The sequence below is a fragment of the Serratia liquefaciens ATCC 27592 genome (assembly GCF_000422085.1).
Taxonomy (GTDB): domain Bacteria; phylum Pseudomonadota; class Gammaproteobacteria; order Enterobacterales; family Enterobacteriaceae; genus Serratia; species Serratia liquefaciens.
This window is the reverse complement of sequence record NC_021741.1, coordinates 1,323,177-1,347,206: the sequence shown is the minus strand read 5'-3', so window position 1 is coordinate 1,347,206 and position 24,030 is coordinate 1,323,177. Positions and strand designations below refer to the sequence as shown.

24 protein-coding genes are annotated in these 24,030 nt (G+C 56.5%); 16 read left to right on the top strand and 8 right to left on the bottom strand.

All coding sequences use genetic code 11. The features are described 5' to 3' along the window. Positions 1-79: 79 nt before the first annotated feature. Entirely contained in the window at positions 80-715 is a 636-nt protein-coding gene (locus M495_RS06275; protein ID WP_020825793.1) for an AAA family ATPase, read from the top strand. After that, positions 712-1,008, top strand: a complete 297-nt coding sequence (locus M495_RS06270) for a hypothetical protein (RefSeq protein ID WP_020825792.1) — start codon at positions 712-714, stop codon at positions 1,006-1,008. The genes M495_RS06275 and M495_RS06270 overlap by 4 nt, the downstream gene beginning before the upstream one ends. Positions 1,009-1,039: 31 nt before the next feature. On the opposite strand, the gene M495_RS06265 is transcribed toward M495_RS06270, so the two are convergent. From M495_RS06265 to M495_RS06240, 6 genes are all read right to left on the bottom strand, one after another. Further along, positions 1,040-1,771, bottom strand: coding sequence for a substrate-binding domain-containing protein (locus tag M495_RS06265; protein ID WP_020825791.1), 732 nt, complete (start codon positions 1,769-1,771; stop codon positions 1,040-1,042). Then, on the bottom strand, positions 1,764-2,543 hold the full coding sequence (locus M495_RS06260) for an ABC transporter ATP-binding protein (RefSeq protein WP_020825790.1): 780 nt from the start codon (positions 2,541-2,543) through the stop codon (positions 1,764-1,766). Before M495_RS06260 ends, M495_RS06265 begins: the two co-directional genes overlap by 8 nt. Beyond that, positions 2,536-3,534, bottom strand: coding sequence for a FecCD family ABC transporter permease (locus M495_RS06255; protein ID WP_020825789.1), 999 nt, complete (start codon positions 3,532-3,534; stop codon positions 2,536-2,538). Before M495_RS06255 ends, M495_RS06260 begins: the two co-directional genes overlap by 8 nt. Beyond that, positions 3,531-4,571, bottom strand: coding sequence for an ABC transporter substrate-binding protein (locus M495_RS06250; RefSeq protein WP_020825788.1), 1,041 nt, complete (start codon positions 4,569-4,571; stop codon positions 3,531-3,533). The genes M495_RS06255 and M495_RS06250 overlap by 4 nt, the downstream gene beginning before the upstream one ends. A gap of 187 nt (positions 4,572-4,758) precedes the next feature. Further along, entirely contained in the window at positions 4,759-7,056 is a 2,298-nt protein-coding gene (gene bglX, locus M495_RS06245) for a beta-glucosidase BglX (RefSeq protein WP_020825787.1), read from the bottom strand. Between the two features lie 115 nt (positions 7,057-7,171). Further along, positions 7,172-8,101, bottom strand: a complete 930-nt coding sequence (locus M495_RS06240) for a LysR substrate-binding domain-containing protein (protein WP_020825786.1) — start codon at positions 8,099-8,101, stop codon at positions 7,172-7,174. A 265-nt stretch (positions 8,102-8,366) separates the two neighbouring features. Between M495_RS06240 and M495_RS06235 the strand changes: the two genes are divergently transcribed. Together M495_RS06235 and M495_RS06230 are read left to right on the top strand one after the other, a co-directional pair. Next, the gene (locus M495_RS06235; RefSeq protein WP_020825785.1) at positions 8,367-9,521 is read left to right on the top strand and encodes a pyridoxal phosphate-dependent aminotransferase; all 1,155 of its coding nucleotides are present in this window, start codon (positions 8,367-8,369) and stop codon (positions 9,519-9,521) included. A gap of 42 nt (positions 9,522-9,563) precedes the next feature. Next, on the top strand, positions 9,564-10,343 hold the full coding sequence (locus M495_RS06230; protein ID WP_020825784.1) for an ABC transporter substrate-binding protein: 780 nt from the start codon (positions 9,564-9,566) through the stop codon (positions 10,341-10,343). Between the two features lie 36 nt (positions 10,344-10,379). Here the strand turns inward: M495_RS06230 and ddlA are convergent, their stop codons facing one another. After that, positions 10,380-11,483: a D-alanine--D-alanine ligase gene (gene ddlA / locus M495_RS06225; protein WP_020825783.1), complete on the bottom strand. Its 1,104-nt coding sequence runs from the start codon at positions 11,481-11,483 to the stop codon at positions 10,380-10,382. Between the two features lie 167 nt (positions 11,484-11,650). Between ddlA and M495_RS06220 the strand changes: the two genes are divergently transcribed. From M495_RS06220 to M495_RS06195, 6 genes are all read left to right on the top strand, one after another. Beyond that, positions 11,651-11,854 (top strand): ParD-like family protein, encoded by a 204-nt coding sequence (locus tag M495_RS06220; protein WP_020825782.1) that lies wholly within the window; start codon positions 11,651-11,653, stop codon positions 11,852-11,854. Beyond that, positions 11,851-12,645, top strand: coding sequence for a type I methionyl aminopeptidase (map, locus tag M495_RS06215; RefSeq protein ID WP_020825781.1), 795 nt, complete (start codon positions 11,851-11,853; stop codon positions 12,643-12,645). Before M495_RS06220 ends, map begins: the two co-directional genes overlap by 4 nt. A gap of 119 nt (positions 12,646-12,764) precedes the next feature. Then, the gene (dld, locus tag M495_RS06210; protein WP_020825780.1) at positions 12,765-14,483 is read left to right on the top strand and encodes a D-lactate dehydrogenase; all 1,719 of its coding nucleotides are present in this window, start codon (positions 12,765-12,767) and stop codon (positions 14,481-14,483) included. 208 nt (positions 14,484-14,691) lie between these two features. Further along, positions 14,692-15,117 carry a PAS domain-containing protein gene (locus M495_RS06205; RefSeq protein ID WP_020825779.1) on the top strand — a complete coding sequence of 142 codons (426 nt, stop codon included), beginning with the start codon at positions 14,692-14,694 and terminating at the stop codon, positions 15,115-15,117. 5 nt (positions 15,118-15,122) lie between these two features. Then, positions 15,123-16,664: a flavodoxin domain-containing protein gene (locus M495_RS06200; protein WP_020825778.1), complete on the top strand. Its 1,542-nt coding sequence runs from the start codon at positions 15,123-15,125 to the stop codon at positions 16,662-16,664. Positions 16,665-17,006: 342 nt separating this feature from the next. After that, positions 17,007-17,858, top strand: coding sequence for a DMT family transporter (locus M495_RS06195; protein ID WP_020825777.1), 852 nt, complete (start codon positions 17,007-17,009; stop codon positions 17,856-17,858). Positions 17,859-17,911: 53 nt separating this feature from the next. Here M495_RS06195 and M495_RS06190 read toward each other — a convergent pair whose 3' ends face one another. Next, positions 17,912-18,502, bottom strand: coding sequence for a Yip1 family protein (locus tag M495_RS06190; RefSeq protein WP_020825776.1), 591 nt, complete (start codon positions 18,500-18,502; stop codon positions 17,912-17,914). Between the two features lie 204 nt (positions 18,503-18,706). On the opposite strand from M495_RS06190, the gene M495_RS06185 reads away from it, so the two are divergent. From M495_RS06185 to M495_RS06160, 6 genes are all read left to right on the top strand, one after another. Then, the gene (locus M495_RS06185; protein ID WP_020825774.1) at positions 18,707-19,177 is read left to right on the top strand and encodes an acyltransferase; all 471 of its coding nucleotides are present in this window, start codon (positions 18,707-18,709) and stop codon (positions 19,175-19,177) included. After that, entirely contained in the window at positions 19,174-19,716 is a 543-nt protein-coding gene (locus M495_RS06180) for a GNAT family N-acetyltransferase (protein WP_020825773.1), read from the top strand. The genes M495_RS06185 and M495_RS06180 overlap by 4 nt, the downstream gene beginning before the upstream one ends. A 103-nt stretch (positions 19,717-19,819) precedes the next feature. After that, entirely contained in the window at positions 19,820-20,656 is an 837-nt protein-coding gene (locus M495_RS06175; RefSeq protein WP_041414317.1) for a DUF1460 domain-containing protein, read from the top strand. Positions 20,657-20,846: 190 nt separating this feature from the next. Beyond that, positions 20,847-21,659, top strand: coding sequence for a MetQ/NlpA family lipoprotein (locus M495_RS06170; protein ID WP_020825771.1), 813 nt, complete (start codon positions 20,847-20,849; stop codon positions 21,657-21,659). 347 nt (positions 21,660-22,006) lie between these two features. Then, complete coding sequence (locus M495_RS06165) at positions 22,007-22,621, top strand: 2OG-Fe dioxygenase family protein (protein ID WP_104410908.1); 615 nt, start codon at positions 22,007-22,009, stop codon at positions 22,619-22,621. Beyond that, on the top strand, positions 22,618-23,847 hold the full coding sequence (locus M495_RS06160) for a cysteine desulfurase-like protein (protein ID WP_020825769.1): 1,230 nt from the start codon (positions 22,618-22,620) through the stop codon (positions 23,845-23,847). Before M495_RS06165 ends, M495_RS06160 begins: the two co-directional genes overlap by 4 nt. Positions 23,848-24,030 lie beyond the last annotated feature (183 nt).

Genomic DNA, 24,030 nt, shown 5'->3' with positions numbered 1-24,030 from the left:
AGTTAACCTGTTTAGTTATCAACCTAATAAGCATATTAACTTAATAAGTTACCAGCTTAATAACTTGAGAGATGGCAGCATGATTGTTTTGATTGGCTCGCAAAAGGGTGGCGTAGGGAAATCGACCAAGGCGGTCAATATCGCCGGATATCTGATCCTCAAGCAGGGAAAAACGGCCATCATCGTCGATGCCGACGATCAGAAATCAATCATGACCTGGTATAACGATCGCCAAAATGTTGAAGGTCTGCCGCATATTCCGGTGGTTGCCGCCTCGGGTAAAATCAAAGAGACGCTGCTGGAGCTGGATCGCCATTACGATTATGTGATTGTCGACACCGCCGGCCGCGACAGCGCCGAACTGCGCTCGGGCCTGTTGGCCGCCGATCTGTTCCTTTCTCCGCTGCGCCCGTCGCAGATGGATCTGGACACCGTCGGGTATCTGTCTGAAATGTTCGCCACGGCGCAAGAATATAACGAGAAGGTGAAAGGCTACATCGTGCTGAACATGTGCCCGACCAACATCTTCATTAATGAAGCCAACGAAGCGGCGCAAGTATTAAGCGAATACCCGGAACTGACGCTGGTCAGTAACCGCCTGTGCGACCGCAAGATTTACCGCGACGCCTGGGGCGAGGCGATTACCGTGCATGAGGCGCATAACGAAAAAGCGCAGGCGGAAATCGAAAGCCTGGTGAAGGAGGTGATCCTGTGAAAAAACGCACACCAACCCACCGCATGTCGGAAGACGAATTTATCAATAGCGCCACGTCGCACACTTTGCTGGTTCCCGCCCCCGAAGCCAAGCCGCAGGGTCGCAAACGCACTTACAAAGCCATTTCAGTCAGCCTGACCGATAATCACGTCGACGCCATCGATGAAATCATTGTGCAGGCGGCGCGTAACGGCGTGGTGCGCATTACCCGCTCCGATATCATCAAGCTGGCGATTGACGGCCTGGCGGAGAAGAGCGAAGAACATCTGATGCAACTGCTGAAAAAGCTGTAATAGCCTCTTAACCTGCCAACTTAATAAGCCATTAGCTCACCAGGTTGGCAGGTAAAAACCCCTTTTCACGCAGTATCGCCTGCCCCTCTTCCGCCAGAATAAACTCGGCCAAGGGCTGTGCCCGTCCATCCAACAGACACAGACCGTAGTCGGCCTCAATCGTCAGCGAAGGCGGTAACTGCCGCACCACCAGCTCGGGAAACCTTGCCAACGCCGCACCATAGCTGGCGTAACCGAGGAAGATATCCGCCTGCCCGCTGTTGAGCAGATACTCAGCCGCCGATCGGTCCATCGGCAACGGCGCTGAATCTGGGCCGCCCACCAGAGCCAAAGCCCGTTGCCGCAGGGCTGTCCCCTGCCCCGGCAACAGGAATTCAATACGTTCAAATAATTGCAGCGCATAGTCACCGGAAGGATCGGCACCCGGCGTGGAGGTCGCCACCCGCCAACGCGAGTCCAGCAGTACCTCCAACAACGGGCGTTCTGTTAGTCCGGCAATATTACGTACCGTCGCGCATAACCGGTTACGGGCAAAAGTTTGTACCCGTGGCGATAAATGCAGATCGACCAATCGCTGCGGATGCGCCAGATTGGCCGAAGCGAAAACATGCGGCCGTTCACCGGCTTCAATGCGCTGACGCAGCAGGCCTGCGGGACCAAATACCGCATCTACAACCTCGCCGGTTTGTGCCTGAAACGCGGCCAGCAGCGGCCCAAATGCCACACGCAGGCTACCGGCGGCAAACAGCAGAAGATTACTCATGATGACGCTCCCTTTGACTGCGATATAAAGGCACCAGCGTTTCAAACTGCCGCCCCTCAATCTGCAAAGCCACCCGCTCAATCGCCAAATCAAACAGTGGCGACAAGCACTCGGCCGTCAGCACCCTGGCACAGGGCCCGATTTGATGCTGTCCCTCGGCCCCCAGCAGCAAGGCACGATCGGCCACCGCATGAGCATGGTTGGGTTGATGGGTCGAAAACATCACCGCCATCTGTCGTTCCCGCGCCAGTGACGAGATCAGGCTCAGCACCCGATCCTGGTGATGAAGATCCAATGCCGAAGTGGGTTCATCCAGTATCAGTACCTCGCAGCTCATCGCCAGTGCGCGGGCAATCAGCACCAGTTGCCGCTGTCCGCCCGATAAACTGCCAAATTTGCGGTCGGCAAAGCCCAACATATCCAGCGACTGCAGGGCTTCTTTCGCCAGCCGATGATCCTGCGCCGAAGGAGAGCGGAACAACCCCACATAACGCGCTCGCCCCATCAGCACGATATCCAGCACCCGATAGGCAAAAGGCGCCGTGAAATGCTGCGGCACAAAACCGATGCCGCCGGCACATTCAACCGCCCCCTGTTGCAGCGGCAGGGTGCCGAGCAACAGCTGCATCAGGGTACTTTTGCCGCGCCCGTTGGGGCCCAGTACCGCCAAGACTTCGCCACGCGACAATTGCAGGCTCAGCGCGTTAAACAAAGGCGCTTGGCCGGGCCAACCAAAACTGAGATCTTTAACCGTCAGTAATGTCTCAGCCATGCCAACCTCTCAGTTGCGCACGGCGCAACAGCAACGCAAACAGCGGTGCGCCAATCAATGCCGTTAAAATGCCCAGCGGAATTTCACTGCTGCTCAGCGTGCGTGCCAAATCGTCGATCAACACCATATACAACGCCCCCAAACACAGAGAAGCCGGTAACAGACGACGATGATCGGGGCCAACCAGCAGCCGGGCAACGTGCGGAATAACCAACCCGACCCAGCCAATGCTGCCGCTGACCGCCACCTGTGCGGCGACAATCGCGGCGCACAGCGTCAGGATCAACCAGCGGGTGCGCTCGACGTTAATGCCCAGTGCAGCGGCATCCTCATCCCCCATCGACAGCAAATTGATTCTCCAGCGCAATGCCAATAACAGCCCGCCAGCCAACAACAACGGCAGGAAAAGCATCAACAGTTTATTGTCGTCGGCGGTGGCGAAGCTGCCCAGCAGCCAGAACACGATGCTCGGCAGTTTCTCTTCGGTATCGGCCAGGTATTGCAACAGGCTGACGCAGGCGGAGAAAAAGCCGCTGAGGATCACCCCAGCCAGCACCAGCGACAAAATATTGCGCCGGGCGATGGCGCTGGTAATGGCAAAAATCAGCAGCAACGCTGCCATACCGAATACAAATGCAGACAGCAACAGCGCGGCCATCGGCAGGCTGAGTAAAATCGCCAGCGTGCCGCCAAAGGCCGCACCGGAAGAGACGCCGATGATATGCGGATCCACCAGCGGATTACGAAAGACCCCCTGCAGCGCGGCGCCACACAGGGCCAGAGAGGCACCGGCCCCCATAGCCAATAACACTCTGGGTACGCGAACCCCCAGAATCACCTGACGTTGAACCGCATCGATAGCGCCGTTCGGGCCGGTCAACGGCTCGAGCAGGATCATCAGACTGTGAGCTGCCGATACCGGGTAACGGCCAATCCCCAACGACAGCAGCGCGCAAAACAACGTCAGCAGGAGCAGCCAGCCAAGCCTCATTGCTCGCTCTGGCAACAGCTGCTGCGATAATACTGCCGGTAATAGGCATCCACCCGCTGCTGCAAATTGACGTCGCTAAAACGCTGCGGATACAGCTTTTTCGCCATCCAGAGTTCACCCAGCGCCAACGCTTCCGGCATCGGGTAGCCCCAGGCCTTGGCGTATTCCGGCATCAGATAGACGCGTTTATTTTTTACCGCGTCAATCCCCTGCCACTGCGGCGAACTGAGGATTTGCTGCACCACCTCGGGATAACGCTCCTGAACGAAAATCACCGCCGGGTTCCACTTCAGCACGTCTTCAATCGATACCTGCTTAAAGCCCTGAATGTCCTTCGCCGCCACGTTTAGCGCACCGGCGTGCTGCATCATCAGCCCGGTGTATTTGCCCGAACCGTAGGTGGTTAAATCCGGATTGGCCATATACACCCGAACCCGTTGGTCCGCAGGCAGGTCTCGCAGCCGGTCGGCCACCAGCGTTCTCTGCTGAAAAACGTCCTGGATCATCGCCTCTGCCTGCGGCTGGTGCCCCATTACCTTGCCGATCAGGCGGATACCGTCCTGCAGGCCAAGGTTATAGGCCTGATCTTCATCATTGAGTACCGGGTTCATTTTCCCGGCCTGATCCGCCGCCTCACGGCGCAACGAAATAGCCACCACCGGAATACCGGCCCGTTCAATCTGGGCAATCATTTCCGGTGGTGCGTAGTTAGCGACAAACACCACCTGCGGGTGCAGGCTGAGCAGGCTTTCGATGTTCACCGAGGTGAGATCGCCCGGCATCGGCATTTTTGCCAACCCAGGTGCCAGCCGCAGATAATTCGGCCCCAGCTGTTTCTTCCAGCTACTGAGCACACCCACCACCTGCGGCAGCGCGTCGAGCTGCACCAGCAGGTTCAGCGTCTGGTGTTGCAGCACCACCGCGCGGGTGATGGTATCGGGCAATGTGACCTGTCTGTTGAGTTGGTCGGTGACCTGGCGATCCGCCTGTGCGGCGGAAGAGAAAAGAATAAAAATCAGCAACAAGCGTTTGAACATGGGGGTTTCCGGTGAGCTATCGTTATATATAAAATCATATAGCGATAGCTGTGGCGAAACAATCAGCGGGATCAAAACAACGGGATTTTCCATGCGAAAGCAGAACGGTTATGCGTTGAAGAGCTTGGGATCTCAAAAGCAACGCAAACCCTCTCCCACCGCGATGAGAGAGGGTCAGAGAGGGTGATTACTTCAGCGTAAAGCTCTGTGTTTGCACGTTGTCGGAATCCAGACCCACCATCACGTTAAACTTGCCCGGTTCCGCGCCCCATTTCAGGCTGGCGTTATAGAACTTGAGATCCTCTTCGGTGACAGGCAATTCTACCGTCTGCGCCTGGCCCGCTTTCAGCATCACTTTCTTAAAGTTGCGTAGCTCTTTCACCGGACGGCTGACCGAGGCGGTCACGTCCTGCAGGTACAGCTGCACAACGGTGGCACCATCATATTTGCCGGTATTCTTCAGCGTGACGCTGGCGGTGATCTTGCCGTTGCGCGCCATTGTCGGGCTGGAAAGTTTCAGGTCCGACAGGCTGAAGCTGGTGTAGCTCAGGCCATAACCGAAGGGATACAGCGGACCGTTCGGCGAGTCAAAGTAGCGCGAGGTGTATTTGCCCGGGTTTTCCTTGCCGAACGGACGGCCGGTGTTCAGGTGGTTGTAATACATCGGGATCTGACCGACCGAACGCGGGAAGGTCATCGGTAACTTGCCCGACGGGTTGTAATCGCCAAACAGCACGTCGGCAACCGCATTACCGCCTTCGGTACCGCTGTACCAGGTTTCCAGCATCGCATCCGCCTTCTGGCTTTCCCAACTCAGCGCCAGCGGTCGGCCGTTCATCAGTACCAATACCAAAGGCTTGCCGGTGGCTTTCAGCGCCGCGATCAGGTCGCGCTGGCTTTGCGGGATAGTAATATCGGCGCGGCTGGACGCTTCATGCGCCATACCCTGCGATTCCCCGACCACCGCTACCACCACGTCGGCTTTCTTCGCCGCCTGTACCGCTTCGTCAATCATCTGCTGCGGTGGACGGGTGTCAAACGCCACCGCCGGCTCATACTCGTTCAGGTAGTCGATAATGCTCTTGTCCTGAGTGACGTTGGCCCCCTTGGCATAGAGGATTTTCGCCTTGTCGCCCACCGCACGTTCCAGCCCTTCGCGGAGGGTCACCGACTGTTTGATTACCCCGGCCGCTGACCAGCTGCCCATCACGTCACGCTGGCTGTCGGCCATCGGCCCAACCAGCGCAATGGTCGCCTGTTTGCTTAACGGCAATGTCTGCCGGTCGTTCTTCAACAGCACCATAGTCTTACGCGCGATCACGCGCGCTTCGGCACGGTGCAGGCGGCTTTCGGCATTGGTGTCCTGCGGGTCGGAACCTGCCGGGCCAAGATGGGTGTAAGGGTCTTTAAACAGGCCCATATCATATTTAGTGTTCAACACGTCGCGACAGGCACGGTCAATGTCGCTTTCCGACACCAGCCCGTCTTTCACCAGCCCCGGCAGGTATTGGTCGTAATATTCGTCGCTCATGCTCATGTCGACGCCAGAGGTGATCGCCAGTCGTACTGCATCACGCGCGTCCGCAGCCACACCGTGTTTTATCAGCTCTTTGATCGCACCGTGGTCGCTGATAGTGATGCCCTTGAAGCCCCACTGATCGCGCAGCAGGTCCTTCAGCAGCCATGGGTTAGCGGTGGCCGGAATGCCGTTCACCGAATTGAGCGACACCATGACGCCACCGCTGCCGGCTTCCACCGCCGCTTTATAGGGCGGCAGATAGTCCTGATACATCCGCAATGGGCTCATATCGACGGTGTTGTAGTCGCGGCCGCCTTCAGTAGCGCCGTACAGCGCGAAGTGCTTCACGCTGGCCATGATTGAGCCGGGCTTGGACGGGTCACCGTTTTGGTAGGCGTCCACCATCACCTTGGCGATTTTGGACACCAGCCAGGTGTCTTCACCGAAGCCTTCAGAGACCCGGCCCCAACGCGGATCGCGGGTGATATCGACCATCGGCGAGAAGGTCATGTTCAGGCCGTCGTCGCTGGCTTCCTGCGCCGACACTCGACCGCTGAGTGCGATGGCTTCCAGATCAAAGCTGGCCGCCAACCCGAGGCTGATTGGGAACACGGTACGTTGGCCGTGCACCACGTCATAGGCAAAGAACAGCGGGATTTTCAGGCGACTGAGCTGCATCGCCTGATCCTGCATAACGCGGATATCCGGCCGGGTGACGGTGTTGAAGATCGCGCCAATCTGCCCCTTGCTGATGCCGTCGCGGATCGCCTCTTTCGGGTTATCCGGGCCGACGCTGATTAACCGCAGCTGGCCGATTTTTTCTTCCAGCGTCATCTGCTTCATCAGGTTGGAAACAAAGGCATCGCGCTGCTGGGCATTAACGCCTTGCGTTACGGCGTTTTCCTGTGCAAAAACCGGGCTGATGGCCAGACCGGACAACATACTCACCACACAAAGCCATTTCATATTTTTTATCTCAGGCATGCTCCCGTCGCAGACCGCGGCGGAGATGATTAATCGATGTGAAAAGGCAGTGTGCCATACTCCTTTTCACCGCAGAAATACTTTGTAATGTTAAAGGTTACAAGCTATTAGCGCGGGCCGGGCGATAGTTTTTCAGCCGGGTGCGGCTTTGCGCCGCCTCGTCGCCCAGGAAATTCACCAGCGTAGTTAATGCCGGCGATTGCACTGCTCGTTCAGGATAGACCAGATAGTAAGCCGCACCGCTGAGCACGCTGAGTGGGAACGGCGTAACGATACGCTGCGCCTGAATGTCTTCCTCCAGCAAACATAAATCACCGATGGCGATGCCAAAACCCTGCAGTGCCGCACTCATCGCCAGATCGAGCGTATCGAAATGCTGCGCCTTACCGGAAGGTAGCGCTTCCTGCCCCGCCGCCTTTAGCCACAGCAGCCAGTCGCGGCGATCGCGCGTGGGATGTAACAGCGTTTTCTCCGCCAGATCGGCCGGCGTCGGCGGGCGGGATAAATCGGGCAGGTAAGTCGGCGTGCAGACCGGCGTGAGAATTTCATCGAACAGATGATGCACCGTCAGTTTTTTGCCCTGCGGCTGGCCGAACACCACCGCGGCATCGAAGTGTTCCGCAGCGAAATCCAGCCCGTGCGATACCGAAGCGGTCAGCTCAATATGCATTTCCGGTCGCTCGTTTTGAAGCCGGATAATACGCGGCAACACCCAGCGCATGGCACAGGTCGGGCACTTGATCCGCAAGGTCCCCGGCTGCGCCCCGATTCTGCTCAGCGCCTCATCCAACTGTCCCAGGGCTTGCTGCACCGGGGCCAACAGCATGGCTCCCTGCGGTGTCAACGTCAGGCCACGTGCGCGACGGCTAAACAACGGATAACCCAGATGCTGTTCCAGCCCCAGTATTTGCCGGCTGACCGCGCCCTGCGTCAGGTGCAGGCTCTGGGCGGCGTGAGTGAAATTAAGACGCTGGGCCACCACCAAAAAGGTTTTCAATACGTCGAGCGACGGCAGTGATGACGACATGGCGAGTTCCTTGATATCCCCTGAAATTCCAAGGATTCCCCCAAATAATTGGAACGACATCAAGGCGGCCAGTGAACGCAACCCGATGAGCTGACATGAGTCAGTGATTCGGGTAAGTAAGCGCAGCCAACGCCGAGATCGTTTCAAGAATGAAGAGGAATCAGTCATGATCTGAGTGCATGGCAAGTATGACAAACTTTCCCTTGTTGGCCTACCGTCATTGATGCTTAATCAAGCGATATCCCCCTATTCCCTGGAGCCACTCATGCAGAGCGCATGCGCACAACGCTCGAAGTTGCCGGACGTCGGCACCACTATTTTTACCGTTATCGGCCAGCTCAGCGCCGAACACCAGGCCCTGAATCTGTCGCAGGGCGCGCCAAACTTCGCCTGTGAACCGCAATTGGTTGAGGCAGTGTCGCAAGCCATGCGTGCAGGACATAACCAGTACGCGCCGATGAGCGGCGTGGCAGCATTGCGTATCGCGCTGGCGGATAAAGTTGAACGTTTATATGGCACACGCTATGACGCCGACGAAGAAATCACGGTCATTGCCAGCGCCAGCGAAGGGTTGTATTCCGCCATCAGCGCACTGGTGCACCCTGGCGATGAGGTGATCTATTTTGAACCGGCGTTCGACAGCTATGCGCCGATCGTGCGTCTGCAGGGCGCCACTCCGGTGGCCATTAAACTGTCGCTGGAAGATCTGCATATTGACTGGGATGAGGTCGCTGCGGCCATCAACAGCAAAACGCGGATGATCATCGTCAACAGCCCGCACAACCCAACGGGCAGCGTATTCGGTGAGCATGATATCGAACGGCTGACCGCCCTGACTCGCAATACCGACATCGTCATTCTGTCCGACGAAGTTTACGAACACGTGGTGTTCGACGGCGATATTCATCACAGCATGGCACGCCACCCGCAGCTGGCCGAACGCAGCGTGATCGTTTCGTCGTTTGGCAAAACCTATCACGTCACCGGCTGGCGCGTCGGTTACTGCATGGCACCGGCGGCGCTGATGGACGAGATCCGCAAGGTACACCAGTTTATGGTGTTTTCCGCCGATACCCCGATGCAGTACGCCTTCGCCGAAGCCTTGGCTAACCCGCAAAGTTATTTAGGGCTGGCGGCTTTCTACCAGCAGAAACGCGACCTGCTGGCGAACGCCCTGCAAGATTCGCGCTTTGAATTACTGCCCAGCCGTGGCAGTTTCTTTATGCTGGCCCGCTTTAGCGGTTTCAGCAGCGAAAGCGACAACGATTTTGCGGTGCGTCTGATCCGCGAAGCCAAAGTCGCCACTATCCCGCTGTCGGCGTTCTACAGCGACGGCACCAATACCGGCATTATTCGACTGAGTTTTTCAAAAGATAACCAGACCCTGCTGGAGGGCGCACGCCGTCTGTGTCAGGTGTAATGCATTCACTTTTGCTTTGACCATGGGAAAAGGGCTCTGAATATGAAATCACTGAAAACGTTGATCGCCGCAGGCTGCCTGCTGGCCGCCGGTTCCACGCTGGCGGCGGAAAACACCTTGCGTTTTGGCCTGGAAGCGCTGTACCCACCGTTTGAATCCAAATCTGCCAGCGGTCAGCTCGTCGGTTTTGATATCGATCTGGGCAATGCCGTTTGCGCCGCCGCCCAGTTGAAATGCAGCTGGGTTGAAACCTCTTTCGACAGCCTGATCCCGGCGCTGAAGGCGCGCAAGTTTGACGCCATCAACTCGGCGATGAACGTCACCGATCAGCGTCGCCAGGCCATCGACTTCACCGATTCAATCTATCAGGTACCGAACCGCCTGATCGCCAAGGCCGACAGCGGCCTGTTGCCGAACGCCACCTCGCTGGCAGGCAAACACGTCGGCGTGCTGCAAGGCTCGATTCAGGAGACTTATGCCAAGGCTCACTGGGCGCCGCAGGGCGTGGACGTGGTGTCTTATCAGGATCAGAACCAGGCCTATCTGGACCTGACCGCCGGGCGTCTCGACGCCACGCTGGTGATGGCCCCGTCGGGACAAAGCGGCTTCCTGGCGCACCCGGACGGTAAGGGCTTTGCCTTCGTCGGCGATGCGGTCAGCGACGACAAAATCCTTGGCGAGGGCATTGCTTTCGGCCTGCGTAAAGGCGATGAGGCGCTGAAGAAAAAACTGAATGAGGCGATCGTCAAAGTGAAGCAGCAAGGCACGGTGAGCGAGCTGGCGAAGAAATATTTTGGCGATATTGACGTAACGGTGAAGTAAAAATCAGGGGCGAAAATCGCTTCGCCCCTGACTGTTTTAGCGATCGAATACCGAACTGTTCAACGCACGATCCTGCTGATGGCGCTCCAGCGCCAGCTCAATCAGACGGGTAATCAGTTGGCTATAGCTGATGCCGCTGGCGGCCCACAGTTTGGGATACATGCTGATATTGGTGAAGCCCGGCAGCGTGTTGATCTCGTTGATCACCACGTTGTTGTCCGGCGTCAGGAACACGTCCACGCGCGCCAAACCGAAACATTCCAGCGCCCGGAAGGCTTTCAGCGCCACCTCACGGATTTTGTCGCTCACCTCCGGCGTAATCGCCGCCGGTACCACGACCTGAGCACCCTGCTCATTGATGTATTTGGTGTCGTACGAATAGAAGGCGTCGCTCAGCACGATTTCGCCACACAGGCTGGCCTGCGGATCATCATTGCCCAGCACCGCACACTCGATTTCGCGGCCGACAATCGCCGACTCCACCAGCACCTTGTGATCGAAACTGAACGCCAGCGCCACTGCGGCCTCATAGCCGGCGCGATCCTGCACCTTGCTGACGCCCACCGAAGAACCCTGGTTAGCCGGTTTAACAAACAGCGGCAGCCCCAGGCGTTCGCTGAGCTGTTCAAACGTGAATTTGGCGCGGTTGCTGCGCGTCAAGGTTACAAAGGGCGCGACCGCCAGCCCGGCATCACGCAGCAGGCGTTTGGTGACGTCTTTGTCCATGCTGACCGCAGACCCCAGCACGCCAGCGCCGACGAACGGCAAATTCGCCATCCGCAGTAGCCCCTGCAATGAACCGTCTTCCCCCAGCGTGCCGTGCACTATCGGGAACACCACGTCGAGCTGACCCAGCGCACCGGCGCTGCCTGACTCGATCAACTGCTGTTTTTCCTGACCGGGGATCAGCGCTACATTTTTATTTGAGCGGTTCAACGCAATCAGCGCCGGGTTTTCCGCATTCAGCAGGTAGTTGGACGCATCGTTGATGTGCCAATGCCCCTGCTTGTCTATCCCCAGCAATGTGACGTCAAACTTCTCTTTGTCTATGGCATCCACAATGTTTTTTGCCGACTGCAGTGAAACCTCATGCTCCGCCGATTTACCGCCGAAGATCACCCCAACACGTAATTTGGTCACGCCCTAATCCTTCTGAAAAATCATGGCAAAAAAGTCGTTTATCACAATAAACGCATTGCCCCGTGGCAGCAATCGTTGCAACCCGGAAAATGACCACCCCACGGAATGCCAAATTGCGACCATCCAAAACGTATACACTTCGTATATTACTCACTGAGGAGCAGCCTATGGGCATTGTGAAAATTTCAGACGCGCTGCATGACGATCTGCGCCTCGCCAGCCTGACGATGACGCGTTCGATCAACGCGCAGGCGGAATACTGGATCAAGATCGGCATGCTGGCGGAGTTCCATCCGGAACTGACCTACCCCCAACTGGTAAAAAAAATGATGAAAGATAACGCGATGACGTTAAAGGAGATTGTCGGGTGAAACAGATTGTGATCAAAACACCGGAAGAGATTGTCAAAATGCGTCACTCTGGCGCGCTGCTGGCAAAGGTGTTTGCTATGCTCGATGAGGTGATGGTCGAAGGTATCTCCACGATGGAGATTAACGACCGCGCCGAAGCCTTTATCGTTGATGAGCTGAAATCGCGCCCGTCTACAAAAGGACAGTACGGTTTTCCCTATGTGCTCAATACCTCGATTGACGAAGTGATCTGTCACGGCGTTCCGTCGGTCAGCAAAATACTGCGCTCCGGCATGATCGTTAACGTCGACATTACGCTGGAACACGACGGTTATATTGCCGACTCCAGTAAAATGTACTGCATTGGGCAGATCACGCCGCTGGCCAAACGGCTGGTGAATAACGTGTATGAGTCGATGTGGCAAGGCATCCGCGTGGTGAAACCGGGCGCGACGCTGGGGGATATCGGCCATGCGATTCAACAGCATGCAGAACAGGCCGGATACAGCATCGTGCGGGAGTACTGCGGCCACGGTATCGGCCGCGAGATGCACGAAGAGCCGGCGGTAATGCACTTTGGCAAACCGGGTACCGGAATGGTGCTGCAGGAAGGCATGGTGTTTACCATCGAGCCGATGATCAATCAGGGCGACCACCGCATCAAGCAAAAGAAAGACGGTTGGACAGTGGTTACGCGCGACAAAAAGCTGTCTGCCCAGTGGGAGCACACCGTGGCGGTCACCGCCGACGGCGTGGAAATCCTGACGCTGCGCGACGAAGAGCGCCAGGCTGGTTACAAAGAACGATACTAAGTTATTAAGCCATTAAGCTACCAAGTTAATGACTTACTAAATTAATCACCTCATGGATTTCACCGGGCAATCGACAAGGCTGCCCGGTGGAAAACGATGGGGACGACAGGGAGATCGGCATGACGCAGTCCACCAGCGCCACCAACCAGGCGTTTCTCAGTAAGCTCAAAAGCATCGTCGGTGGCCCGCAGCTGCTGACCGGTGAACGCAGCACCGAACGTTACCGCAAGGGCTTCCGCTCCGGCGAGGGCCAGGCGCTGGCGGTGGTGTTCCCGACACGCCTGCTGCAGTTGTGGCAGTTGCTTGAGGCCTGCGTCGCCGCCGATAAAATCGTCATCATGCAGGCGGCGAACACCGGTCTGACCGAAGGTTCAACGCCCAGCGGCAACGACTATGACCGTGATATCGTCATTATCAGCACCCTGCGGCTCAACCATGTGCAGGTGCTGGACAATGGCAAACAGGTGGTCGGCTTCCCCGGCAGTACGCTCAACCAGTTGGAAAAATTGCTCAAGCCTTATGGTCGCGAACCGCATTCGGTAATTGGCTCGTCCTGCATCGGTGCTTCGGTGATCGGCGGCGTGTGCAACAACTCCGGCGGTTCACTGGTCAAACGCGGCCCTGCCTATACCGAGATGGCGCTGTATGCCCAACTGGGTGAAGACGGTCAGTTGCGTCTGGTTAACCACCTGGGCATTAACCTCGGGGACACGCCGGAAGAGATCCTTACCCGCCTGGAGAAAGGCGACTACCGGCCGGAAGATGTCGAGCACGGCGAACTGCGTGCCTCCGACAATGAATACGCCAGCCGCGTACGCGACGTTGATGCCGATACGCCCTCCCGTTTTAACGCCGACAAGCGCCGCCTGTACGAAGCCTCCGGCTGCGCAGGCAAGCTGGCGGTATTTGCCGTGCGGCTGGACACCTTCGAGAAAGAAGGCAAAGAGCAGGTATTTTACATCGGGACTAACGACACTGCCGTATTGACCGAACTGCGCCGCCACATGCTGAGCAAGTTTGACAACCTGCCGGTTGCCGGCGAATACATGCATCGGGATATTTTTGATATCGCCGAAGTGTACGGCAAAGACACCTTTATGATGATCGATAAGCTCGGCACCGATCAGATGCCGACCTTCTTCACTCTGAAAGGCCGCATGGACGCCAGCCTCAACAAGCTGCCGTTGCTACCGCATAACCTGACCGACCGCCTGATGCAGGGCCTGAGCCATCTGGCGCCCAGCCACCTGCCTAAACGCATGAAAGAGTATCGCGAGCGCTTTGAACACCACCTGCTGCTGAAAATGGCCGGGCCGGGCGTTGAAGAGGCGCAGCAGTACCTGAGCCAATACTTTGCTCAGGCCAACGGGGCGTTCTTCGTCTGCACCCCGGATGAAGGCAAGAAAGCTTTCCTGCACCGCTTTGCCGCCGCCGGAGCCGCGGTGCGTTACCATGCGGTGCACGCCGACAAGGTCGAGGATATTTTGGCGCTGGATATCGCGCTGCGCCGCAACGACACCGACTGGTTCGAAACCCTGCCGCCGGAAATCGACAGCCAACTGGTGCACAAGCTGTATTACGGCCACTTTATGTGTCACGTCTTCCATCAGGATTATGTGGTGAAAAAAGGCGTCGACAGCCATGCGCTCAAGGAAAAGATGTTGGAGATCCTCAACCAACGCGGCGCGGAGTACCCGGCGGAACATAACGTCGGCCATCTGTACACCGCCAAGCCGGATCTGCAGGCGTTCTACCGCAGCGCCGATCCCACCAACAGCTTTAACCCCGGTCTGGGCAAAACCAGCAAGCGGAAGCACTGGGCCGGTAACGGTCAATAACCTTCTTCCCTCCGGCTCGCCGCTGCACGGGCGAGCCCTCCCTCAAGATGCTTCCCTCTTTTGCAATCTTAAAGATGCATTTTTATTGCAACTTTAAAGTCTGCTGATTATTATGCGGTGTAAATAAGAATCAATAACAAATTTGTCATGACGGATACGTGACATCTGCCGTGACGTTCACCGCAAAATTAATGAGAAGGAACCTACCATGAGCCAGACCCTCGATTCCGCCCAACTACTGTCTGCACTAGATAAAGTGATGGTGATCTCCACCACCGACCTGCAAGGCACCATCACCTATGTCAACGACCTGTTTTGCCAGCTCACCGGCTTTACCCGGGAAGAACTGGTCGGGCAACCCCACAACATCGTGCGTCACCCTTCCGTCCCCAAGGCCATCTATAAAGAGATGTGGGATACCATTAAAGCCGGAAATATCTGGACCGGCATCATTCCCAACGTTGGCAAGGGTGGCGTGCTGTATGTGGTCGACACCACCGTGCAACCGCTCTATGACGCTCAGGGCAAAATCGAGGCCTACATCAGTATCCGCCGTGTGATCAACGATCTAATGACCGATTTCGACTCCGTCGAATTCTCCAAAGAACAGTTCGACAACCACTACGATAAGTAAGAAACATGGCCGATATCATCGAACGTATCCTGATTGGCTACGGTTCGGAATCGGGCAAAGCCCAGGCGCTGGCTACGCGCTTGGGCGAGTTACCTTTTCTGCACCCTTACGCCCCTACCCTATTGACCCTCAACGAAATTTCACCGGCAAACCTGGGGAAAGGCGACCTATTGCTCATCGTATCCAGTTCGTTTGGTGACGGGGAGCCGCCCGCCAACGCCGAGCTTTTTTTCGACGTTCTGACACACACGCCAAACCTCGCGCACCTGCGCTACGCCATTTTCGGCTTGGGCGACACGGCGTACCCGCGTTTTTGCGGTTTCACGCAATGGCTTGACGCCGGGTTGTCCGAACGCGGCGCGCAGGCCATCGTCAACCGCGTTGATGCCGACGTAAACTTCGAGAGCTTTTTCACCACCTGGTCAGCCGTAGTGGAACAGGTGATTGCGGGGGATTGGCAGGCCGGTCGCGATCTGCATCTGCGCGTCACCGCCTATGGCGAGGACAATGCTTTTGCCGCCGGCCTGCTGGAACGCCGTTCGCTCAGTGCCCGCGCGCCGCATGCCTGGCATCTTCGTCTGGATATCAGCGGCAGCGGCATCGCCTACCGGGCAGGCGATACGCTCTACCTGTTGCCGGAAAACGACGAGGATTTACTGCTTCGTCTGTCAGCCTGGTTCGACCGGCCGGAGGCCGCAGACGCGCTGCGCCGCCGGGAACTGCGCCAAATAAGCAAAGCGACATTGCGCGAACTGGCGCAGCTTGCCGGTAGCGAAGACCTTAAGGGGATGCTGAAAATCCGCCAGCGCAAAGCGCTGGAAGCCTACCTGTACGGCGCCGATCTGCTGGACGTGCTGCAAGAGTTTTGCACGCCGCAGTCGGTCACTTTGGATGATCTGCTAACGCTGCTCCCTGCCTGCTTACCGCGCGCCTATTCGATCGCTTCGGCTTCGCGAGAAGACAGCCTGGATTTGTGCGTTCGCGAGGTTCGCTACGAGCGTAATGGGCGCCCCCGAAACGGCACGGCCACCGGCTGGTTGCTCGATAACCCGGGCCCCTTCCGTGTCTTCTGCCGCGCCAATCCCAACTTCTACCTGCCGCCCGATCCGCAAACTCCCGTGCTGTTCATCGGCACCGGTACCGGTATCGCGCCGTTGATAGGCTTGCTGCGTGAAATGGCGATCGACGGCGGACAGCGAGAAACCGCCTTAATCTTCGGCGAAAAACGCCGCGACGAAGACTTCCTATACCGCGAAGAGCTTGAGTCACTGTGCAAGAATGGCGTACTGAATCGGCTCATTACCGCGTTTTCCCGCGATGGTGCCGCCAAATACTACGTGCAGCACGCGATCGAAGAACATGCCGATTACGTGAGGGAGCTGTTGCTTAAGGGGGCACACCTCTACCTGTGCGGCAACCGACAGTATCTTGAAACCGCCGTCGCGCAGGCGCTGGAAAAGGCCTGTGCTCCAGGGGCCGAAACCGCGACGGACAGCCTGTGGCAAAGGCTGACGCAACAAGGGCGTCTGCATCTGGAGCTGTACTGAGAACGGTTGCGGAGTGCGCCGTTTTTAGGTTGCGCCCTCCGCCAAACTTGACTATCTTGAAGAGGTTAATCACTCCCTGTATTCAGGAATATCCATGACAGAGTTTGCGCACGCTACCGATCCAGAAAACACGCCGCTTGCGGCCGTCGTTCTGCTGTGCGCATCCTCAGCCCCACCCGCCGTTTTCTCTGTCGTTACCGCGGTAGCCGCTTACCCACCACACGCCGTGGTTGTGCGTTAAGCCAAACCGAATTCCTCACCTCCAGCTTTCCTTGCTTTGCGCTCAGGCGTAGAACGCCGCGCGTGCTGGAGCTTGTTATTTTCACGACAGGTGAAAACAAAATGCGATTGATTTCTCACTGGGCCAACGTCGGCCTGGCTACGCTATTCGTTCTGCTCTGGAGCAGCGGCGCAATTTTCTCGCGCTGGGGGTTGGAGCATGCTTCCGCCTTCGCTTTTCTCTTCTTTCGTTGCGCCATCGCACTGGCGCTGCTGTTGGCTATCGGCCTGTGGCAACGGCAGTGCTTGCCGGCTCCGGGCACCCGTCTTCGGGTGGCGCTGATCGGTCTGCTGATGATCGGCAGCTATCAGATTTGTTATTTGCTGGCGCTGGAACAGGGCATTACCCCCGGCGTATTGGCGACGCTGCTCGGCGTTCAGCCGATACTCACCCAGTTCATTACCGAACGCCGCTGCTCAGGGTTGCGCGGCTTGGGCCTGCTGCTGGCGATGGCCGGACTGACGCTGGTGGTGTATCAAAGCCTGATGATTGCCCACTTCTCACTGGTCGGTATGCTGTGCGCCTTTATCGCGCTGGGCTGCATAACCGCCGGGACTTTGCTGCAAAAAGGGCTTAGCCAACCGCCGCTGGCGGTATTACCGCTGCAGTATGCAGTTGGGCTGCTGATGTGTTCGCTGGTGCTGCCGTTTGAACCGCTGCGGGTCGATTGGAGTCTGGCATTTGTTCTGCCGCTGCTGTGGATGGCGGTGGTGATTTCGGTGTTGGCCACCTTCCTGCTGTACCGGCTGATTCAGCGCGGTAATCTGGTGCAGGTTACCAGCCTGTTTTATCTGATCCCGGCGGTTACCGCCCTGCTGGACTATCTGCTGCTCGGCCACGCGCTGGCGGCCATCAGCATGCTGGGCATGGCGGCCATTCTGCTCGGCGTGATGCTGGTGTTTCGCCAACCTTAAATAGCAAAAGCCCCTCACGCCAGGCCGGCGTGAGGGGCTAACACTCAATCACTTCAGAACAACCAGGAACCATACCCCCACAGCAGCACCGTAACCCCAAGCAGTAACTCAAGCAGCAGGATGCCGATGGCAAAGGTAGAGCTGGAGAAAATAAAACCTTCTTTACTGTCGATATTCAGGAAGTGAGGTATGCCCAGGTTCAGCAGATAGCCTGAATAACACAGGCCAATCACGCCGACAAACAGACACAACCACACCACGGGATATAACGCCACGATGCCGCTGAGGAACATCGGGGTGGCGACATAACCGGCAAACACCATGCAACGATGCAAGCTGGGACGAACCTCATAACGGCGCGCCATCCAGTGGATCACTTTCCCCATGATAGCTACGCCTGCCAGCATCAGCAGGTAAAACGCGACCGCCGTATAGGAAGCCGTAAACATATCGAGCCGGATAGCGTGCCCTTCGCCGGAAAGCCAGCCCAGTTGGGTGGTACCGATAAACGCGCAGATCACCGGGATCAACGCCAGCAACAGCACGTGGTGGGTGTAAAGGTGCGAGACGCTTTCGTTCTCGCTTTTAATGTGTTCGAACTCGGTGCTTGGATGCGCCAGAAGTCCCCAAACATGATTAACCATGAGACACCTCCTCCATCGCCGTAGGTCGCGATCGGCGAACGAATTTACCCCTCTGACGGATTGCTAACCGTACGAGGATTGCGGCCACGGGGCTCTCTCCCCTGTACTAATTATAGTCTTTCGCTGAAAAAACGTTCAGAAAGCGCAGACGCGGCGGCAGTTTGTTTTATAATTCCCGCCTGCTTATCCGCCGTGAGGAATGCCATGTCATCCGCCATCAAGATTCGCCAGGTCGGCATCGTCGATGTCGACGCCGGGCAAAATGTCACCGTCGTAGAGCCCTGTAATCTGTACGGCTGCCGACTCGGTGACGGGGTGTTCGTCGGCCCCTTTGTCGAAATCCAAAAAAACGTCAGCATTGGCGCCCGCAGTAAAATCCAGTCTCACAGCTTTATCTGCGAATATGTCACCATCGGCGAGGACTGTTTTATCGGCCACAACGTGACCTTCGCCAACGATCTGTTCAAAGGTGGCGCCCCCAATGCCGATCCGGCAAGCTGGGGCCGCGCGCGGATTGGCGACGGCGTCTCCATCGGGTCCGGCGCCACGGTACTGGCGGTGGAAATCTGCAGCGGAGTGGTGATCGGCGCCGGTGCGGTGGTCACCAAAAACATCACCCGCAAGGGGATTTACGCCGGCAATCCAGCCCGCCTGCTAAGGGAACTGACCCCATGAGCGAAGCGATTCAAATTACCCCGGTGACCCAGTTGCCCGACGGATACTTGACCGGCTGCGACTTCAGCTTTCAGATTGCCCACTACGCCCAGCCGATTTTCAACGCGCCGATTGACAGCTGGCCGCTGCTGCCGGTGACGCCGTTTCGCAAGCACTACCCGCTGGCACCGTTCGTCAATGATGAAAGCGAAACCATTCTGGCACGTCATCGCGGGGAGGCGGTTGGCCATATTACGCTGAGCAATAACTGGAATGGCTATGCGCTCATCGAGGAGATTGTCGTCAGTGCTCATGTGCGCCGACTCGGCGTCGCCACCGCGCTGCTGGAGAGCGCACGACTCTGGGCGCAACGTCACGAAACCGCCGGGCTGATGCTGGAAACGCAAAACACCAATTTGCCTGCCTGCCGCTGCTACCAGCGCTTTGGGTTTATCCTCGGCGGCATCGATCATCTGCTGTATCGTGCTCAACCTGATATTCCCGATCACGAAATTGCCCTGTTCTGGTATCTGCCGTTTAACAGCGAAATCGGGTATTAAGCGATCGCCGAACGTTGAGGCTATGTTTAAACATTAACCATCCTGGCCATGGTGAGAACTGTTATCATTTCTACGATCACAAGCCGAACCATTGGAGGGTAAAATGTACAGGGTAGTTTCAATGATATTGGCTATTGCGCTTAGCGGTTGTGCAGATAAAATTCCGGTCGGGCAAACACCTGAACCCATCACTACCCCACCTGCAGATCTCAAGGCCAGCATGGACAACGACACGTTAAACAAACTCAATGAGCTTCTCGCCCTGCGCGCCAAGGCAACGCCCGAGCAACGGCAGGATAACGGCCGCATGATCGACCTGCTGTCACGACCTTTCCTCGGTACGCCCTACGTCGCCAACCGGCTGATTGGCTCGCAGACTACGCCGGAAGAACTGGTGATCGACTTCCGCGGTCTGGATTGCTTCACCTACATCGACTATGTCGATGCGCTGCGCCAGGCCAACAGCCAGGCTGACTTTGTACAGCGGCTGATTCAAATCCGCTATGCCAATGGCGATATCAGCTTCCTGAAGCGTAAACACTTCTTCACCGACTGGTCGCATCAGGCCAAAACCAACGTAACGGACGTTACAGCCACGCTCAGCCCGCATGCCGTGACGCTGGTGAAAAACCTCAATCAAAAATCAGACGGCAGCAGCTATCTGCCAGGGCTGAAAAACGTTCGACGCAGCATTACCTACCTGCCCAGCGAGGCGATTGACGACAAGGTTCTGGCCCGGTTGCACACCGGTGATTACATCGGTATTTATACCAACCTGGCCGGTCTGGACGTCACCCATACCGGTATCTATATCATGACCGAAAACGGCCCAGTATTGCGCAATGCCTCGTCGCGTAAAGAGAATATGCAGGTGGTGGACTCGCCGTTTATGGAGTACGTCCAGGCTACGCCAGGCATCGTGGTGCTGCGCGCCAAATAACATTCCCCTCCCCCTTCAGGCTTTGCGCTTGCCGCTAACGGCGTAGCGTCTTGCAAGAAGGGGGATTTAAAACTTCCCGTTATGAGCTATAAGCGTTTGTGCTGAGCAAGCGTTTGACTTCCCCGCAGGTTCAGGCTTAGCTAGCAGCACAAAACCAACTGATTTCATTGTTTTTTTCAGGGAGCACTCGATGACCAAAAGCTGGCGTTATACCCCTCTGCTGGCGGCGTTTGCCGCGGTGCTGGCACTGCAGGGCTGTGAACAGAAAACCGATCAGAATCACATCAAGGTAGGGGTCATCAACGGCGCGGAACAGGACGTAGCGGAAGTCGCCAAGCAGGTGGCGAAAGAGAAGTACGGCCTGGATGTTGAACTGGTCGGTTTCAGCGGTTCATTGCTGCCCAATGACGCCACCGACAAAGGTGAACTGGATGCCAACGTTTTCCAACACCGGCCATTCCTCGAACAACAGAATAAAGATCACGGCTACAAACTGGTTGCGGTAGGCAATACCTTCGTGTTCCCGATGGCCGGCTATTCGAAAAAAATCAAATCGCTGAAAGAGCTTCAGGACGGCGCGGTTATCGCTATTCCGCTGGATCCCACCAACCTCGGCCGTGCGCTGCTGCTGCTGGAAAAAACTGGCCTGATTAAGCTGAAACCGGGCAAGGGGCTATTGCCGACCTCACTGGATATCAGCGCCAACCCGCATAACTACAAGATTATGGAGCTGGAAGGCGCACAGCTGCCGCAGCTGCTGGATGATCCGAAAGTCACCGTGGCAATCATCAGCACCACCTACATTAATCAAACTGGCCTGACGCCAACCAAAGACGGCATTTTCATCGAAGACAAGGATTCGCCGTACACCAACATCATCGTGACGCGTGAAGACAACAAGGACGCGCCGAACGTACAAAACTTCATCAAAGCCTACGAGTCGGATGAAGTGGCCAAAGCCGCCGAAAAGATCTTTAACGGCGGTGCGGTCAAAGGCTGGTAAAACAGCGCTCCACTGGCGAGCACCTGTGCAGGTGCTCGCACTTTTAATCTCTCCCCAGGTTCAGTCCCCCGACCATCGCCGCCCTCGGTCCGGCAGCCAGCCAAAACCATTCCGCAGCTCATTACAGCCCCGAACGCCAGCCTCACCGCACCGGGTAAATCATTGGCCGCGCAACACCCAACATTCTCTGCGTTCATCCCCGTTTACAGCCACATTTGCGGGGCGACGGCCAAAAATTGCTTTGGCAAAAGTGTCGACTACAATTCAATCGAAATACCTCCCTACAAAGTCATCATTCAATAATATTAGAGGTGATTATGTTACAGAAACACGAAAACGTAATAAGTATGACTACGCTTAGCCGTCAGGCCACCCAACAATTAACGCCGTCGTTTTCTGCATTGCCCCATACGCAACACGCTGACGGAAAATACCGCTTACGGCGCTATTCGGTAGTCAAACATCTCAATGGCCATGTGGTAGAGGTTGGCCAACGCAATTTCGTGCAGTCCGATGAGATCAATCACTTCCAGGGCAACGTGGTACGCCATTTTGAACCCATTGATAGCGACGTGTTGCAAAGCGCCGGCATGGATGAAATGTGTAATCTGTTCGCGGAAAGTAATGATTTACCCGAAGGCGCGGAGATAGAAATTCACCAGATGCGCGTGGTCGCCATTCATAATGAAACGCAGGTCGCGCCGGAAGGGATCCATCAGGATGGTTTTGATCATATCGCGATGATTGCTATTCATCGGCAGAATATTGTCGGCGGCGAAATCATGTTATACGCCGATAATCACCAGCCTCCCTTCTTTAAAAAAGCGCTGGCGGACGGCGAAGCCGTTTTACTGGCGGACAGCAAGTTATGGCATAACGCCACGCCGATCAGCGCCATTGTCCCGGAAGAAGAAGGACACCTGGATATCTTTGTCCTGACTGCCCGCGGAGAAAAAGCATGACTTTTACGCCCGAACTCGCCAGAGCCCAGTTTAGCGCGCTGACCCAGCATTATAACGATCAACCGGTGATCTTCTTCGATGGCCCTGGTGGGTCTCAGGTTTCACGAGGCGTACTGGAAAAAATGACGGACTACCTGGGGAAATATAACGCCAATCTGGGCGGGCACTATTTTTCCAGCCACGTGACCGGCGAAGTGATGAATAATGCCAGGGAGTCGGTGCGCGCCTTATTAAACGCGCCGACGCCCGATAACATCATTTTTGGCATGAATATGACCTCGCTGACATTCCATCTCAGCCGAATCATTAGCCGTCACTGGCAGGCCGGCGATGAGATTATCGTCACCGAACTGGATCACTACGCCAATGTCTCCAGTTGGCAACAGGCGGCAAACGATAAACAAGTCACCGTGCATCAAATCCCCCTGCAACAAGCAGACTGTTCTTTGGATGTTGCCCGACTGTGCGAACAGATCACCGCTAAAACCCGTCTGGTGGCGGTGACCTACGCGTCCAACGTTACCGGCAGCATCGTCGATATAAAAACCATCACCGAAGCCGCTCACCGGGTCGGCGCTCAGGTTTATGTCGATGCCGTGCACTATGCCCCACACAATCTGATCGATGTGCAGGCATTGGGCTGTGATTTTTTAGTGTGCTCCGCCTATAAATTCTTTGGTCCGCACATCGGCATGGCCTATATCGCGCCGCAGTGGTTACAGCGGCTGCAACCCTATAAAGTCGAACCGGCTACCGACGTGGGGCCAGGACGTTTTGAGACGGGTACTCAGAGTTTTGAAGGGCTGGCAGGAGTCACGGCAGCCATTGACTACCTGGCGCAATGGGGAACGCCCGGCGCGTCCTTAAGGCAGCGTTTGCAGGAAAGTTTTGCCGACTACCATCGCCATGAAGAGAACCTGTGCCGTTATTTTTTGCAGCGCTTACAGCAAATAGACGATGTGCAACTGTACGGTTCCCCTCAGGCGGATTGCCAACGCCGCACGCCCACCTTTGCACTGACCTTTAAGCGACATGCCCCCGAACAGATTGCGCGCCGATTAGGCCGGCACAATATCTGCGTCGGCAGCGGGCACTTCTATGCGCAAGGCTTAATCCAACGGCTGAACCTGCAAGACAGCGGCGGCGTATTGCGTATTGGGATGATGCATTACAACACCCAGCAGGAAATCGACACGCTGTTTGAGCTGCTCGTCAGCGAAAGGTAGCAGCACATAGATCCACAAAGCCCAGCCCCCTGGCTGGGCTCAGACTGCTGACACCCCTGCATATGGGTTAAGTCGGTAAGGGGCGAACACGTTCACCCGATTTAATCTGTTGATTATGTAATAGGGCGCAGCATGCAGCGCCCCTACTACGAAACAACAGAGCACTTCGCCAATGTTCCCTAA

Coding starts and splice junctions, on each gene's coding strand:
- M495_RS06275 (WP_020825793.1), top strand. CDS start 80: ATGATTGTTTTGATTGGCTCGCAAAAGGGTGGCGTAGGGAAATCGACC.
- M495_RS06265 (WP_020825791.1), bottom strand. CDS start 1,771: ATGAGTAATCTTCTGCTGTTTGCCGCCGGTAGCCTGCGTGTGGCATTT.
- M495_RS06260 (WP_020825790.1), bottom strand. CDS start 2,543: ATGGCTGAGACATTACTGACGGTTAAAGATCTCAGTTTTGGTTGGCCC.
- M495_RS06255 (WP_020825789.1), bottom strand. CDS start 3,534: ATGAGGCTTGGCTGGCTGCTCCTGCTGACGTTGTTTTGCGCGCTGCTG.
- M495_RS06250 (WP_020825788.1), bottom strand. CDS start 4,571: ATGTTCAAACGCTTGTTGCTGATTTTTATTCTTTTCTCTTCCGCCGCA.
- bglX (WP_020825787.1), bottom strand. CDS start 7,056: ATGAAATGGCTTTGTGTGGTGAGTATGTTGTCCGGTCTGGCCATCAGC.
- M495_RS06240 (WP_020825786.1), bottom strand. CDS start 8,101: ATGTCGTCATCACTGCCGTCGCTCGACGTATTGAAAACCTTTTTGGTG.
- M495_RS06235 (WP_020825785.1), top strand. CDS start 8,367: ATGCAGAGCGCATGCGCACAACGCTCGAAGTTGCCGGACGTCGGCACC.
- M495_RS06230 (WP_020825784.1), top strand. CDS start 9,564: ATGAAATCACTGAAAACGTTGATCGCCGCAGGCTGCCTGCTGGCCGCC.
- M495_RS06220 (WP_020825782.1), top strand. CDS start 11,651: ATGGGCATTGTGAAAATTTCAGACGCGCTGCATGACGATCTGCGCCTC.
- dld (WP_020825780.1), top strand. CDS start 12,765: ATGACGCAGTCCACCAGCGCCACCAACCAGGCGTTTCTCAGTAAGCTC.
- M495_RS06205 (WP_020825779.1), top strand. CDS start 14,692: ATGAGCCAGACCCTCGATTCCGCCCAACTACTGTCTGCACTAGATAAA.
- M495_RS06200 (WP_020825778.1), top strand. CDS start 15,123: ATGGCCGATATCATCGAACGTATCCTGATTGGCTACGGTTCGGAATCG.
- M495_RS06195 (WP_020825777.1), top strand. CDS start 17,007: ATGCGATTGATTTCTCACTGGGCCAACGTCGGCCTGGCTACGCTATTC.
- M495_RS06190 (WP_020825776.1), bottom strand. CDS start 18,502: ATGGTTAATCATGTTTGGGGACTTCTGGCGCATCCAAGCACCGAGTTC.
- M495_RS06185 (WP_020825774.1), top strand. CDS start 18,707: ATGTCATCCGCCATCAAGATTCGCCAGGTCGGCATCGTCGATGTCGAC.
- M495_RS06180 (WP_020825773.1), top strand. CDS start 19,174: ATGAGCGAAGCGATTCAAATTACCCCGGTGACCCAGTTGCCCGACGGA.
- M495_RS06175 (WP_041414317.1), top strand. CDS start 19,820: ATGTACAGGGTAGTTTCAATGATATTGGCTATTGCGCTTAGCGGTTGT.
- M495_RS06170 (WP_020825771.1), top strand. CDS start 20,847: ATGACCAAAAGCTGGCGTTATACCCCTCTGCTGGCGGCGTTTGCCGCG.
- M495_RS06165 (WP_104410908.1), top strand. CDS start 22,007: ATGACTACGCTTAGCCGTCAGGCCACCCAACAATTAACGCCGTCGTTT.
- M495_RS06160 (WP_020825769.1), top strand. CDS start 22,618: ATGACTTTTACGCCCGAACTCGCCAGAGCCCAGTTTAGCGCGCTGACC.